Genomic DNA, 14,595 nt, shown 5'->3' on the forward strand with positions numbered 1-14,595 from the left:
GTGAGCAGCGACGAGACCAATAGCATTGGTAGCTCATGGCGCCAAGTAGTCCGGAAGATCGAGGACGACGACCGCGTTAAGGCCCGCCATCGGGCTTTCGTTTCTCTCGCCAAGCCACAGGGATTGATCGGGACTACCCTGCTGGTGGCTGTGCCCAATGATTTGACCCGCGACATGCTGCAGACCCAGCTTCGAGAGCCACTGGATGATGCGTTGCGCGCGGTATTCCAGGACGACATTCGCTGCGCTGTCAGTGTTGACCTGTCGTTGTCAGATGAATTGGAAGCCGAAGAACCTGAGGTTCCGGCCGCGCCGGCAGCACCACCGGCAGTAACTGAAGCGCCTGGTCCGCGCCCGCAGCCAGCACCGCAACCCACTCCCCCATCAAATTCGCAGGAATTCGGGCGCCTGAACCCGAAGTACATTTTCGATACTTTCGTCATCGGGTCCTCGAACCGTTTCGCGCATGCAGCCGCTGTTGCCGTCGCAGAGGCCCCTGCCAAGGCATACAACCCGTTGTTCATCTACGGTGATTCTGGCTTGGGCAAGACACACTTGCTGCATGCCATCGGCCACTACGCTCGCCACCTCTACAAAGGCATCCGCGTACGCTATGTGAATTCCGAGGAGTTCACTAACGACTTCATCAACTCCATCCGCGATGACGAAGGCGCCAGCTTCAAGCAGACCTATCGCAACGTCGACATTCTGTTGATCGACGATATTCAGTTTCTGGCAAACAAGGATGCCACCCAGGAAGAGTTCTTCCATACGTTCAACGCGCTGCACAACCACAACAAGCAGGTTGTGATCACTTCGGATCTTCCGCCCAAACAGCTTCAGGGTTTCGAAGACCGTATGCGTTCGCGTTTCGAATGGGGCCTGCTTACGGATATTCAGCCGCCGGAGCTAGAAACGCGTATTGCTATTCTGCGCAAGAAAGCCGATGCCGAGAATCTTTCCGCACCCAGCGATGTCATGGAGTACATCGCTTCGCGCATCTCCACCAATATCCGCGAGCTCGAAGGCGCCCTCATCCGTGTCACTGCCTTCGCCTCGCTGAACAATCAGCAGGTGGACCTGGCGCTAGCTGAAACCGTGCTCAAGGATTTGATTAGCGACGATGGCGCGCAGGAGATTACTCCGTCGACCATTATCAAGCAGACCGCCGAATACTTCGGGTTGACCATTGAAGAATTGAACAGCAAATCGCGTACCCGCACGCTGGTCACTGCACGTCAGATAGCCATGTACCTGCTGCGTGAATTGACTGAGATGTCTCTTCCGAAGATCGGCGCGGAACTTGGCGGACGCGACCATACCACCGTGATCCACGCAGACCGCAAAATCCGCGAATTGATGGCCGAGCGACGCGCGATCTTCAACCAGGTGACGGAACTGACAAACCGCATTAAACAGAGCCAGCGGGAGCACTAAAAAGCCGAAACCACAGGTGTGGATAAATCTGTGGAAGATCTGGTGATGATCTGCGGATAAGTACGTCTTTGCATGTGGACGTTAAAAATCATGGAACTGAGTTTCAACAAGGTCATGGAACTGAGTGTCACTTCCAAACACATGTTGTTCACATGCACAATCGGCCTCAGGTCTGGCGTTATGGCACTTATCCACAGTATCCACAGGGGTTATTAACACTTCTACCTTTAAGACTTATTCATCCAAATAACGAGTCCACTCCCTGACCAGGACTTCGAAACTGTGCAGAACCCTGAATTTTTGTTGTCTCTTCCACACTTTGGGTCCATCGCTGAGACAGCGTCGGATGGACGTGGCAAAATTATTTGCAGAGAACGTGCAACTACCTGATCTATGCTTAAGAACTTGGCGGGAAACTACCTTCTTGGCCTGGCTTAAGACTTATGGGTTTCGAAAGGCGGATTTTTCGTGAAGTTCAGCGTTGAAAAGGATGTTTTGGCAGACGCCGTATCTTGGACCGCCCGGTCCTTGGCGCAGCGACCACCTTCGCCTGTATTGGCTGGCATTCTGATCACTACCCACGAAGGCATAGTTCGCCTCGAGGGATTCGATTACGAAATTTCGTCCCACATCGAAATTCCTGCGGACATTTCCGAGCAGGGATCAATCCTGGTCTCAGGCAAGCTGTTAGCAGAAATCACCCGCTCGCTGCCAAATTCCACAGTCACCCTCGAAACCGAAGGGTCAAAGATTTCCTTGGCCTGCGGCCGTTCACGCTTCCATCTCGCAACGATGCCAGTCGATGAATACCCAACCCTGCCTGCATTGCCTGAAATTGCTGGCACCATCGATGGGCAGGCATTCGCAGAATCCGTTTCGCAGGTCATCGTCGCTGCATCGAAAGATGACACTCTCCCGGTACTGACCGGTATCAAGGTCGAGATCGAAAATGATCTCATCACCTTCCTCGCTACCGACCGTTACCGGCTGGCCATGCGTGAACTCAACTGGACTCCGAACCAATCAGAAATCTCTACGTCGTTCTTGATCAAGGCAAAAACACTCAGTGAAGTGGCCAAGACCCTCTCGAGCTCGGGTGAACTCAAACTTGCCATCAGCAAGAACGGCGAAATGATTGGTTTCGAGAGTGCGAACCGTCGCACCACTTCATTGCTGATCAATGGTGAATACCCGAAGATCCGTTCGTTGTTCCCCAGCGACACCCCAATCCATGCCACGGTTCGTACCAGTGAATTGATTGAAGCCGTGCGCCGCGTCTCTGTGGTGGCCGAGCGAAATACCCCGGTACGCATGGCATTCACGGATGGACAGCTGACCTTGGATGCCGGTACCGGCGAGGATGCCCAGGCGGAAGAAGCCATTGTTGCAGCCCTGCGCGGCGAAGACATCGTGGTGGCATTCAACCCGACATTCCTCTCCGAAGGCCTGAACTCCTTCAACACCGATTTCGTTCGTTTCTCCTTCACCAGCGCACCCAAACCGGCAATGTTGACCGGGCAGGAAAAGCTGGATGAGGAAGACCAGGACCAGTACCGCTATCTGGTCATGCCAGTTCGCCTGCCGAACTCCAACTAGCAATTTTTCGGTGGGTGGCAGCTGCCACCCACCGCTTCTTCGTGTCAGGATTCCGGTGTATATCTCGCAGCTTTCACTCACGAGCTTCCGCTCGTATGCGCAAGCCGACGTGCACCTTGTCCCGGGGATCAACGTCCTGGTGGGGCCTAACGGCGTGGGCAAGACCAACATCGTCGAATCCATTGGTTATCTGGCGAATCTTGCCTCCCATCGGGTCAGCAATGATGCGCCGCTATTAAATTTTGGTGCCGAACGCGCGTTGATCCGAGGCACGCTGCATCGAGGAAACCAGCAGACGCAGCTCGAAGTGGAGATCACCAGCGGAAAGATCAACCGAGCTCGCATCAATCGCGCGAATCCGGTGCGTGCCCGGGAAATCCTTGGCATGGTGCGCACCGTGCTCTTTGCGCCGGAGGACTTGGCCTTGATCAAGGGCGATCCCTCGAACCGCCGCCGGTTCCTCGATGAATTGCTGGTGACCCTGCGCCCTGTCGAAGCCGGGACCAAAAACGACTACGAACGCATTGTGAAGCAGCGCAACGCGCTGCTCAAGTCGATCCGCGGCAAGTCCAAGCCGACTACCTCGCAGGAAAACACGTTGCAGGCGTGGGACTTGCAGCTGGCAGCCTGCGGAGCGCGACTGATCCGCGGCAGGCTCAACGTCCTGTCGCTGCTGCGTCCCTACATGCAGGCCGCTTATGCGGATCTTGCCGACGGCGCGAAGGAAGCCAGCGCGGTATATCGTTCATCGCTCGAGGGAGAAGTGGATGATGCCAGCCTGCCGGCCCGGGATCTCGAGACCCTTGGACAGGAAGAAATCCAGGAATTGCTGCTGACCGCGATCGAAGCGAATCGTTCCCGCGAGCTGGATCGAGGCATTTCCCTGTTCGGCCCGCACCGTGACGACCTGGTCCTGACCCTTGGCGCGGCACCGGCTAAGGGCTACGCCTCGCACGGCGAAACCTGGTCCTTTGCGCTGTCGCTGCGTTTGGCGGCCTACCGCGTCTTCGGCGACGACGACCCCCGTCCGGGCTCCGGGCCGATCTTGATCCTGGACGATGTTTTCGCCGAGCTGGACGCAACCCGCCGCAACCGCCTGGCCCATATTGTCGCTGGAGCTGAACAGGTGCTGGTCACCGCCGCCGTGGTAGAAGACGTTCCCGAGGCTTTGAAGGGGCATTTCTTCCAGGTCTCCCCTGGGCAGGTTGTCGATGCCTAGCCAGAATTTCGACGACGAGCATCGCATGGATCCGGAAATCGACGCCGCCAGGGCGTTGCTCAATCGCATGCGCAAGCTCGCCGAGGAACGCGGCGATTCGCGTCTGGACGCGGCACGCTTGGCCAAGGTGCGCAAACGCCAGAACTCCCGCAATACGCCGGGCGCAGGCAAGAAAACGATAGACGACGATGCTCCCCGCGACCCGCGGTCCATCGGCGCCGTGGTGGCCAGAATGTCCAAATCACGCGGCTGGAGCACCCAAGTGGCCGTCGGATCGGTGCTCGGCCGCTGGAACGAGCTGGTCGGCGAGAACATCGCAAAGCATTGCCGTCCGGAGTCTTTCGAGGACACCGTGGTGGTGGTCCGCTGCGATTCCACGTCATGGGCCACGCAGCTGCGGCTGCTGAGCCACCAGCTGCTGAAGAAGTTCGACGCCGAGCTCGGTCCGGGCATCGTGACGGTCATCCGGGTGATTGGTCCGAACGCACCTTCGTGGCGCCACGGCTTGAGATCGGTGGCCGGTCGCGGCCCCCGGGACACCTACGGCTAGAAATGCTGGCATGGCATATGGCGCTCTAACGCACCTCCCGGCTGGATCCCCCCTCAGTTGATCACCCAAACTCGCTCAGATGGTCTATTCCGTGCCTTCTGCGGCTGATTTAGGCCACAGAATCCCCGATAATTTTGCTGTAGGCGGTAGAATTAGGGGTAGTGAATTGACTGTGCCGTGGGTGAACCCACGTCTACGTCGCTCCAGACCAAGATCGCTGGACGCGTCCGGGCTCGGACCGCGCATGGTGGTCGCGCGCCAAAATCGAGGAGTTCGTAGCACCCGTGTCTAACGAAAACGCTTCACCGCAGGAACCGGACAACATCCCAGTGCCTGCAGAATCGATGACTTCAAAAGTCGAGCACACTTACGGCGCCCAGGATATTACCGTCCTCGAAGGACTCGAAGCGGTACGCAAACGCCCGGGCATGTACATCGGTTCCACCGGCCCCCGCGGCCTGCACCACCTGGTTTATGAAGTCGTTGACAACTCTGTCGACGAGGCGCTGGCCGGATACTGCGACACCATCAACATCACCCTGCAGGCCGACGGCGGCGTGCGCTGCGAGGACAACGGCCGCGGCATCCCCGTGGACATCCACCCCACCGAGGGCAAGCCCACCGTCGAGGTCGTCATGACCATCCTGCACGCCGGCGGCAAGTTCGGCGGCGGCGGCTACGCCGTCTCCGGCGGCCTGCACGGCGTGGGCATCTCCGTGGTCAACGCGCTGTCCCGCAAGGTCGACACCGTGGTCCGCAGGCAGGGCCACGCCTGGCGCATCGGCTTCTCCAACGGCGGGTTCACCACCACCCCGCTGACCCAGGGCGAGGCCACCGAGCAGACCGGCACCACCCAGACGTTCTACCCGGACCCGGAAATCTTCGACACCGTCGAATTCGACTTCGAGACCCTGCGCGCCCGCTTCCAGCAGATGGCGTTCCTGAACAAGGGCCTGCGCATCACCCTCACCGACGAACGCGTTCCGGAGGCAGCTGAGCCGGAGGCCGAGGTCGAGGAGGAGATCGAGAACCAGGTCGTCAAGCCGCGCCGCGTCGACTACCTGTACAAGGACGGCCTGCTGGACTACGTCAAGCACCTGAACGCCGCCAAGAAGGTCGAGCTGGTCCACGACGAGGTCATCGCCTTCGAGTCCGAGGACTCCGCCCGCGGCATCAGCCTGGAAATCGCCATGCAGTGGACTACCGCCTACGCCGAGTCCGTGCACACCTATGCGAACACCATCAACACCCATGAGGGCGGCACCCACGAAGAGGGCTTCCGCGCCGCGCTGACCAGCCTGCTCAACCGCTATGCGCGGGATAACAAGATCCTGCGCGAAAAGGACGACAACCTCACCGGCGACGACGTGCGCGAAGGCCTGACCGCGGTGCTCTCCGTGAAGCTTTCCGAACCGCAGTTCGAAGGCCAGACCAAAACCAAGCTGGGCAACTCGATGGCCCGCGGCTTCGTGCAGGGCGTTGTCAATGACGAGCTCGGCGACTGGTTCGGCCGCAACCCGAACATCGCCAGGGACATCATCCGCAAGGCGCAGCTGGCCTCCCAGGCCCGCATGGCCGCGCGCAAGGCCCGCGACAACGCGCGCCGCAAGTCCCCCATGGAATCCTTCGGCATGCCGGGCAAGCTCTCGGACTGCTCCTCGAAGAACCCCATCGAGTGCGAAGTGTTCATCGTGGAGGGCGACTCCGCAGGCGGCTCGGCCAAGCGCGGACGCGACCCGCACACCCAGGCCATCCTGCCGCTGCGCGGCAAGATCCTGAACGTGGAGCGCGCCCGGCTGGACCGCGCGCTGGGCAACGCCGAAGTGCAGTCGATGATCACCGCCTTCGGCACCGGCATCGGCGAAGAGTTCGACATGTCCAAGCTGCGCTACCACAAGATCGTTTTGATGGCCGATGCGGACGTCGACGGCCAGCACATCACCACGCTGCTGCTGACCCTGATCTTCCGCTTCATGCGCCCGTTGATCGAGCAGGGCTACGTCTTCCTGGCCAGCCCTCCGCTGTACCGCATCAAGTGGTCCAACGCCCCGCACGACTATGTGTACACCGACAAGGAACGCGACGCGACCCTGGTCGCCGGCGCCGCTGCCAACAAGCGCCTGCCGAAGGAAAACGGCATCCAGCGCTACAAGGGCCTGGGCGAGATGGACTACTCCGAGCTGTGGGACACCACCATGGACCCGGATCGCCGCACGCTGCGCCAGGTCACCATGGACGACGCCGCCGCCGCGGACGAGATTTTCTCCGTCCTGATGGGCGAGGACGTAGAGTCCCGCCGCAACTTCATCCAGCAGAACGCCAAGGACGTCCGTTTCCTGGATATCTAGGCGATACCACCGCGGACCGTAGAACTTTTTTGATGTGTAAGGGAAGAAATTGAGCGACGAGCAGACTCCTGAGAACGAACCGCTGGACGGCGAGGTCGTAGCGCACGAAGGCGGGCGTATTGACCAGATCGACCTGCAGGCAGAAATGCAGCGGTCCTACCTGGACTACGCCATGGCCGTGATCGTCGGCCGCGCGCTGCCGGACGTGCGCGACGGCCTGAAGCCGGTGCACCGCCGCGTCATCTACGCGATGTTCGACGGCGGCTACCGCCCCGAGCGCGCGTACAACAAGTGCGCCCGCGTGGTCGGCGAGGTCATGGGCCAGTACCACCCGCACGGCGACACCGCGATCTACGATGCGCTGGTCCGCCTGATCCAGGACTGGGTCATGCGCTACCCGTTGGCCCTGGGCCAGGGCAACTTCGGCTCCCCGGGCAACGACGGCGCGGCCGCCCAGCGTTACACCGAAACCAAGATGGCCCAGCTGGCCATGGAAATGGTCCGCGACATCAACGAGGACACCGTTGATTTCCAGGACAACTACGACGGCAAGAACCAGGAACCCACGGTTCTGCCGGCTCGTTTCCCGAACCTTCTGGTCAACGGCTCTTCCGGCATTGCCGTGGGCATGGCCACCAACATCCCGCCGCACAACCTGCGCGAGGTCGCCGAGGGCGTGCAGTGGTACCTGCAGAACCCTGAGGTCTCCCGCGAGGAACTGCTGGCCGCGCTGATGCAGCGCGTGAAGGGCCCGGACTTCCCGACCGGCGCCATGATCCTGGGCACCAAGGGCATCTCCGACGCCTATCGCACCGGCCGCGGATCGATCACCATGCGCGCCGTGGTCAACGTGGAGGAAATCCAGGGCCGCACCTGCCTGGTGGTCACCGAACTGCCGTACATGGCCAACCCGGACAACCTCGCGGTGAAGATCGCCGAGCTCGTGCGCGACGGCAAGATCGCCGGCATCGCGGACATGCGCGACGAGACCTCCGGCCGCACCGGCCAGCGCCTGGTGATCGTGCTCAAGCGCGACGCCGTGGCCAAGGTGGTGCTGAACAACCTCTACAAGCACACCGAGCTGCAGTCCAACTTCTCCGCCAACATGCTGGCGATCGTGGACGGGGTGCCGCGCACCCTGCCGCTGGACGGCTTCATCCGTCACTGGGTCACCCACCAGATCGAAGTCATTGTCCGCCGCACGAAGTACCGCCTGCGCAAGGCGGAGGAAGAGGCGCACATCCTGCGCGGCCTGCTCAAGGCCCTGGACGCCTTGGACGAGGTCATCGCCTTGATCCGCCGCTCCTCGACCACCGAGGCGGCACGCGACGGGCTGATGGAGCTGCTGGACATCGACGAGGACCAGGCCCGCGCCATCCTCGACATGCAGCTGCGCCGCCTGGCCGCCCTGGAACGCCAGAAGATCCAGGACCGGCATGCCGAGCTCGAGCGCATGATCACCGAGTTCAAGGAGATCATCGCCGATCCGCAGCGCCAGCGCACCATCGTCTCGGAAGAACTGGCCGAGATCGTGGAGAAGCACGGCGACGACCGCCGCACCAAGATCCTCATGGGCTACGACGGCGACATGAGCGTCGAGGACCTGATCCCCGAAGAGGAAATGGTGGTCACCATCACCCGCGGCGGCTACGTCAAGCGCACGCGCATCGACAACTACCGCTCGCAGGCCCGCGGCGGCAAGGGAATCAAGGGCGCCAGCCTGCGTGGGGACGACGTGGTGGAGCACTTCTTCGTCACCTCCACGCATAACTGGCTGCTGTTCTTCACCAACCACGGCCGCGTCTACCGCACCAAGTGCTACGAACTGGCCGAGGCCGGCCGCGACGCCAAGGGCCAGCACGTGGCCAACGTGATGGCCTTCCAGCCGGACGAGCACATCGCCCAGGTGCTGGACCTGCGTACCTATCAGGACGCCCAGTACCTGATGCTGGCCACCCGCAACGGCCTGGTGAAGAAGACCCGGCTGGAAGACTACGACACCAACCGCACCGCCGGCGTGATCGCAATCAACCTGCGCGAGGACGACGAACTGGTCTCCGCCCAGCTGGTCAGCGAATCCGATGATGTGATGCTTGTCTCGCGCAAGGGCCAATCGGTGCGCTTCACCGCCACCGACACCGCGATGCGCCCGATGGGCCGCGCCACCAGCGGCGTGACCGGCATGAAGTTCCGCGAGGGCGACGAACTGCTCGCCGCCGACGTGGTCCGCGAAGGGTCCTACATGTTCACGGTGACCGACGAGGGCTATGCCAAGCGCACCACGGTCGACGAATACCGCGTGCAATCCCGTGGCGGCTTGGGTATTAAGGTGGCCAAGCTCAACGAGGAACGCGGCGAGCTGGTTGGCGCCATGATCGTTGATGAAACCGACGAGGTGCTGGTTGTCATGGGTTCGGGCAAGGTCGTCCGCTCCGCGGTTTCGCAGGTTCCTTCCAAGGGCCGAGACACCATGGGCGTGATCTTCGCGAAGCCAGACAAGAAGGATTCGATCATCGCGGTCGCCAAGAATACTGAAACCGAGCTTGAAGAGAACTCGGAGGAAGATACCGTAATCTTGGATCCGGAAAACATCACTAATGAGTCATCCGGCACGTCGGAAAGCACTTCCGAGTCCGCAGAAGATGACACCACTAACGGAGGTAACGCATGAGCACGCCCTCGACGCCACGCCCCAGCGGCAGTGCCCCGAAGAGCGCAGCGCCGCGACCTACCCAGGTAAAGCGACCTGCGGCAGCCGGCAGCCGCCCAGCACCGGGCCAGCGCCCGGCGGCCGGGCAGCAGCGTCCAGCCGGAGCTCCCCGTCCGGCGGCTCCACGCCCAACAGGCCAGCAGCGTCCCGCTGGAAACCAGGAGCGTCTGGTGCGCCCTGCGCCGAAGGCCAAGGTCCGCAAGGCCCGCCTGCTGGTTTCCAAGGTGGAACCATTTTCGGTCCTGAAAATCGCCTTCCTGCTCTCGGTGGCTTTCGGCGTCATCACCGTGGTGGCAGCGGTGGGTATCTGGGCCGTGCTGGATCTCAGTGGAACGTTCGATGCCTTCAACCAGCTGATGCGCGAGGCCATTGGCGCTGAAGACAGCTTCGACCTGCGCGATTCTATGTCCCTGGGCCAAGTGGCTTCGTACGCCACCATCCTCGCCGTGGTCAACGTGGTCGTGATTTCGGTGGTCGCCATGCTGGGATCGGTGTTGTACAACATCGCCTCCTCGCTGGTGGGCGGCGCCGGCGTGACCCTCACCGACGACTAGAATCACCCCAAGTCGAGCCCGGGATTAGTGCTGTGATGCACGACACCCGGGCTCGATTTGTATCTTCGCAGAAACCCCGGTAAAGTTTTATTTCGTTCCGAAGAGAACAAAAACAAAAGCAAGGGCGTATAGCTCAGGCGGTTAGAGCGCTTCGCTGATAACGAAGAGGTCCCAAGTTCAAGTCTTGGTACGCCCACCGAATCCTTGCTGGAGGGAAAGAGGAAGTAATGAAAAAGTTCCTGGTTCTCGCAACGATCGCAACTGCTGCCGCAGTGCTGATCAAGAAGGTAAAGGCTTCTTCGGAAACCAAGGATACCTGGCATCAGGTAGCCGATAAAGTTTCCTAACGCTTTTGGGGCCTTAGCTCAGTTGGTAGAGCGCCTGCTTTGCAAGCAGGATGTCAGGAGTTCGAATCTCCTAGGCTCCACAAAAGGGAAAATGGAAAGCGAAAGCTTTCCGTTTTTGCTTTAACCCGCACTGGCCGGTAAATTTATTTCTTGCCATTGGGGGCCTTAGCTCAGTTGGTAGAGCGCCTGCTTTGCAAGCAGGATGTCAGGAGTTCGAATCTCCTAGGCTCCACACGAGAAGACGACGGAAAGCGAAAGCTTTCCGTCGTTTGTTTGTTAACCCCGGTTTCCAGAGGTCGAGCTCCAATCAGAACCGGGCGCGATGCGCTGCCCGGTGCAACCGCACCGACCTGTAGTGCTCCAGCAACTCGTCACCGATCTTCTCCCAAGTCTTGCCTTGGACGCTGTCCATCGCCGCAGCAGCGAAAGCCTCACGTTTGCCGCCGTCGAAGACAAGGTCATTGACTCGATAGGCGAGATCGTCGAGCTGGCCTGGCTCGTACAACCACCCCGTTCGCGAGGAATCCACCAGATCCAACGGTCCTCCCCTGCCCACGGCAACTACTGGAACACGGCTGGCCATTGCCTCCTGGATGGTTTGGCAAAACGTCTCCGACTCCCCCGGATGCACGAAGACATCAAGGGAGGCCATGATTTCAGCCAGCCGGCTCCCGGACAGGAACCCGGTGAAATGAGCTTTTGGCATCAGCGTCCGCAGCTCGCGCTCCATCGGGCCCGAGCCCACGACCACCAAGCGTGCCCCAGGCAGCTCGCTAAGCGCTCGGAGGTCCCCTACCTGCTTGTCTGCCGAGAGGCGGCCTACATAGCCGATGAGACGCTCTCCGGAGGGTGCAACGGCTCTGCGGAAGGCTTCGCTTCTTCGACAGGGCGAGAACAGCGCAGTATCCACACCCCTTCGGAGCAATTTCAAGTTATTGATCCCGAGCCCGTCCAGCTGGGCCATGGAGAAGCTGCTGGGTGCCAGTGTCAGGTCTGCTGCAGTATGAATGGCCCTGACATGCTCCCAGAGCCTGTCAGCCAGCCAGGGGAACTTGTAGCGCGCCGCATAGGTAGGCACTTCTGTCTGGTACACCGCAACGGTCGGTAATCCAAGCTCGCCTGCTGCGCGCAGCGCGCTCCAGCCCAGGAGAAACGGGCTGGCAAGATGAACCAAGTCCACTTGCTCCCGGAGCAGGATCCTTCGCAGCTTCTGCGATGACGCAGTGGAAAGCCGCACCTCGGGATACTTTGGAAGCGGCACCGAAGGCACGGTGATGACGCGGAACCCGCGGTAGCGCTTCGGAACCGCCTTGCCGGTGAACTCATTGGCCAGCGAGCCTGCCGGGGCGATGACCACCGCCTCGTGCCCTCTGAGTGCCAGATGGTCAAGGGTCCGCAGGATTGAATTGGTGACCCCGTTGATGTGCGGAAGAAAGGATTCAGCGATGATTGCTACTTTCACACCTACAGCTTCGACCTTGTACATGGCCGTGATGTGAACTGGACTTGCAGGGGGCATGAACAGCAATGCTTCGCCTGAGCTGTCCGCAGTTGAAACCAAGCACTAATGATTGACAGGATGTCAGGGTGCTGAATGACGATGCGACGACACAGGATACCGGTGCTGGCCAGACGAAGACCGAAAGGGAGTCCCAGATTGCGGTGTTGCTCTTCCCCGCTCTGATCCTGCTCGGCGGCGTGTCCGGAGTTCTGGTTCCCCAGGTATTTTCCGGGTTGTCGTCATGGATCAACCCCTTGCTGATGGTCATCATGTTCTGCATGGGTCTGAGCCTCACCCTGCCCGACTTCGGGTTGGTCTTCAAAAATCCCCTCCCGGTGCTCGGCGGTGTTGCAGCCCAGTTCATGGTGATGCCGGCGATGGGTTGGCTGGTCGCCTGGGGCCTGAACCTGGATCCCGCGCTAGCTGCCGGGCTGATTCTGGTCGGTTGCGCGCCGGGAGGTACCGCTTCCAATGTGGTCGCCTACCTCGCAAGGGGAAATGTAGCGCTATCGGTGTCCATGACTTCGCTGTCCACCCTTGTCGCACCCGTATTCACCCCGCTGCTGGCATTCTGGCTCGCCGGACAGTATCTGCCGGTGGATGCCCGGTCCATGGCCGGAACGGTCTTCCAGGTCGTTTTGATACCGGTGGTGCTCGGTATCGTGCTTCGAATGCTGCTCAACAGCGTAGTGCTGGGGATCTTGGCGGCTTTGCCGTGGTTCTCGGTTGCAGCTATCACCATCGTGGTGACAATCATCGTGGCTGGAAGCTCGGAGGCGATCATGTCCGCCGGGTTATTGGTATTCCTGGCTGTTGCCCTGCACAATGGTCTCGGATTGCTTCTCGGATACGGAATTGGGAAACTACTGCGTGTGCCAGAAGAATCCCGCCGGACCATCGCCATCGAAGTCGGCATGCAGAATTCCGGTCTTGCAGGCGGACTGGCGAAGCAGTATTTCACTCCTGAGGCGGCGCTCCCGGCCGCGGTATTCTCCGTTTGGCATAACTTGTCAGGTGCTGTGATTTCTTCTCTCTGGAGGAGGAAGGATCGTGGAGAGTAATCTAATAAATGCGCTTTGACATATATGTATGCGTATTGATGAATATATTTTCTGGTACTGAACCGGGACCATCGCGGGCGTGAAGAGGCTGATTTAGAAGCCCTATCAACAGCGGGTAATCTTAGCCTGTGACATTTTTGCTTGCCGCGCTGGGCATTCTGGGGATTTCGGCCTCCGGCCCAATCATCGCCGCTTTTCCCCAAGTTCCCGTGCTTTCCATGGCCTTGTGGCGAAACGGCGCTGCCGCGGCTGTCCTGTCCGTTCCCGTGCTCAAGAAGAATCGGCAGTCCTATCGGCAGATCACTGGCCGCGAATGGTTCTTTACCAGTATCGCTGGCGTCGCCTTGGCACTGCACTTCGTCTGCTTCATGTACTCGATGCGCCTGACAAGCGTCGCCGCCGGTACCGCGCTAGTGTGCATCCAAGGCGTGTGGATCGCTCTCTTCCAAGCGTCGCGCGGGGTCCGCTACCGCAAACCGGTTTTCTTCGGCATGGGTATCGCCATCGTGGGCGTCGTGCTGATCACCGGCTTCGATGTGGGACAGGGGCGCGATGCCATCATTGGAGACCTGCTCGCCCTCGCAGGAGGTGTTCTGGCTGCCATTTACACGCTGGCCGGTGCCGCAGCGCGCAAGACCATGAGCACAGCAACCTACTCGTCCAGCTGCTACGGCATCACCGCGGTGATTCTGCTGGTACTTTGTCTCGCGGTTGGCCAGCCTGTCTGGGGATTCGACGCCACAGGGTGGCTTGGCATCATTCTGCTTACGGTGTGCGCCCAGCTCCTCGGGCACACTGCCATGAACCACCTGCTCAATGTGCTGGGCCCGCTGACAGTCTCCACGCTCATTCTGCTGGAGATTCCAGGCGCTGCGCTGCTTGCGGCTCTTGTACTGGGGCAGGTCGTCCCGGCAGCGACCTATCTGGGACTCGGGGTAATCCTCTTGGGGCTGGTCCTCGTGGTCAGGGGCCAAGTACCGCCAAAATCCGGGACATGAGCTGGTTACTGGTCTTCACTCAGGATTTCGCGAACTTCTTCCACCGTGGCTTCGCGCGATGAGACCGGCTGTTGTGGTTCGGCGCTGGAAGGCTCGTTTTCCCATGGGTCCTCAACCGGCTTGGAAGCCTTCCATGCGGCCACCAACAACGCAACGAGTCCGACAATTAGGCCTACGGCTAGTAGCTTTCCAGCACTGCTCTTCTTGCTCATCTTTACTCCTTTGGGTTCAACCCGTTGTCCAACAGGTACCTTCAGCCTAGGCATATGCCACT

12 protein-coding genes and 3 tRNA genes are annotated in these 14,595 nt (G+C 60.3%); 13 read left to right on the forward strand and 2 right to left on the reverse strand.

The window, feature by feature from the left end; genetic code table 11:
* The 11 genes from dnaA to JQN66_RS00050 all read left to right on the forward strand — a co-directional run bounded on the left by dnaA (position 1) and on the right by JQN66_RS00050 (position 10,993).
* Positions 1 to 1,437: a chromosomal replication initiator protein DnaA gene (dnaA, locus tag JQN66_RS00005; RefSeq protein WP_204676151.1), complete on the forward strand. Its 1,437-nt coding sequence runs from the start codon at positions 1 to 3 to the stop codon at positions 1,435 to 1,437.
* Positions 1,438 to 1,905: 468 nt separating this feature from the next.
* Positions 1,906 to 3,033 (forward strand): DNA polymerase III subunit beta, encoded by a 1,128-nt coding sequence (dnaN, locus tag JQN66_RS00010; RefSeq protein WP_188949296.1) that lies wholly within the window; start codon positions 1,906 to 1,908, stop codon positions 3,031 to 3,033.
* A 55-nt stretch (positions 3,034 to 3,088) separates the two neighbouring features.
* Positions 3,089 to 4,252, forward strand: a complete 1,164-nt coding sequence (gene recF / locus JQN66_RS00015; protein WP_188949295.1) for a DNA replication/repair protein RecF — start codon at positions 3,089 to 3,091, stop codon at positions 4,250 to 4,252.
* Positions 4,245 to 4,802 carry a DciA family protein gene (locus JQN66_RS00020; protein WP_188949294.1) on the forward strand — a complete coding sequence of 186 codons (558 nt, stop codon included), beginning with the start codon at positions 4,245 to 4,247 and terminating at the stop codon, positions 4,800 to 4,802. Before recF ends, JQN66_RS00020 begins: the two co-directional genes overlap by 8 nt.
* Positions 4,803 to 5,146: 344 nt before the next feature.
* Positions 5,147 to 7,150, forward strand: a complete 2,004-nt coding sequence (gyrB, locus tag JQN66_RS00025) for a DNA topoisomerase (ATP-hydrolyzing) subunit B (protein ID WP_204676152.1) — start codon at positions 5,147 to 5,149, stop codon at positions 7,148 to 7,150.
* Positions 7,151 to 7,199: 49 nt separating this feature from the next.
* Positions 7,200 to 9,821, forward strand: coding sequence for a DNA gyrase subunit A (gene gyrA / locus JQN66_RS00030; RefSeq protein WP_204676153.1), 2,622 nt, complete (start codon positions 7,200 to 7,202; stop codon positions 9,819 to 9,821).
* Entirely contained in the window at positions 9,818 to 10,414 is a 597-nt protein-coding gene (locus JQN66_RS00035; RefSeq protein ID WP_188949291.1) for a DUF3566 domain-containing protein, read from the forward strand. Before gyrA ends, JQN66_RS00035 begins: the two co-directional genes overlap by 4 nt.
* Before the next feature lie 122 nt (positions 10,415 to 10,536).
* A tRNA-Ile gene (locus JQN66_RS00040) sits at positions 10,537 to 10,610 on the forward strand.
* Between the two features lie 31 nt (positions 10,611 to 10,641).
* Entirely contained in the window at positions 10,642 to 10,761 is a 120-nt protein-coding gene (locus JQN66_RS18420; RefSeq protein WP_209550362.1) for a DLW-39 family protein, read from the forward strand.
* Between the two features lie 7 nt (positions 10,762 to 10,768).
* Positions 10,769 to 10,841 (forward strand) — tRNA-Ala (locus tag JQN66_RS00045).
* A 79-nt stretch (positions 10,842 to 10,920) separates the two neighbouring features.
* A tRNA-Ala gene (locus JQN66_RS00050) sits at positions 10,921 to 10,993 on the forward strand.
* A gap of 75 nt (positions 10,994 to 11,068) precedes the next feature.
* Here the strand turns inward: JQN66_RS00050 and JQN66_RS00055 are convergent.
* The gene (locus JQN66_RS00055; RefSeq protein WP_239464250.1) at positions 11,069 to 12,280 is read right to left on the reverse strand and encodes a glycosyltransferase family 4 protein; all 1,212 of its coding nucleotides are present in this window, start codon (positions 12,278 to 12,280) and stop codon (positions 11,069 to 11,071) included.
* A gap of 68 nt (positions 12,281 to 12,348) precedes the next feature.
* Here JQN66_RS00055 and JQN66_RS00060 point away from each other — a divergent pair, with 68 nt between their 5' ends.
* Both JQN66_RS00060 and JQN66_RS00065 read left to right on the forward strand, forming a co-directional pair.
* Positions 12,349 to 13,323: a bile acid:sodium symporter family protein gene (locus JQN66_RS00060; protein ID WP_204676154.1), complete on the forward strand. Its 975-nt coding sequence runs from the start codon at positions 12,349 to 12,351 to the stop codon at positions 13,321 to 13,323.
* Between the two features lie 128 nt (positions 13,324 to 13,451).
* Positions 13,452 to 14,321, forward strand: a complete 870-nt coding sequence (locus JQN66_RS00065; RefSeq protein WP_188949289.1) for a DMT family transporter — start codon at positions 13,452 to 13,454, stop codon at positions 14,319 to 14,321.
* Between the two features lie 5 nt (positions 14,322 to 14,326).
* Here JQN66_RS00065 and JQN66_RS00070 read toward each other — a convergent pair whose 3' ends face one another.
* Positions 14,327 to 14,533: a hypothetical protein gene (locus JQN66_RS00070; RefSeq protein ID WP_188949352.1), complete on the reverse strand. Its 207-nt coding sequence runs from the start codon at positions 14,531 to 14,533 to the stop codon at positions 14,327 to 14,329.
* Positions 14,534 to 14,595 lie beyond the last annotated feature (62 nt).

Origin of the sequence: Glutamicibacter protophormiae, assembly GCF_016894325.1 — a bacterium.
Taxonomy (GTDB): Bacteria; Actinomycetota; Actinomycetes; order Actinomycetales; family Micrococcaceae; genus Glutamicibacter; species Glutamicibacter protophormiae.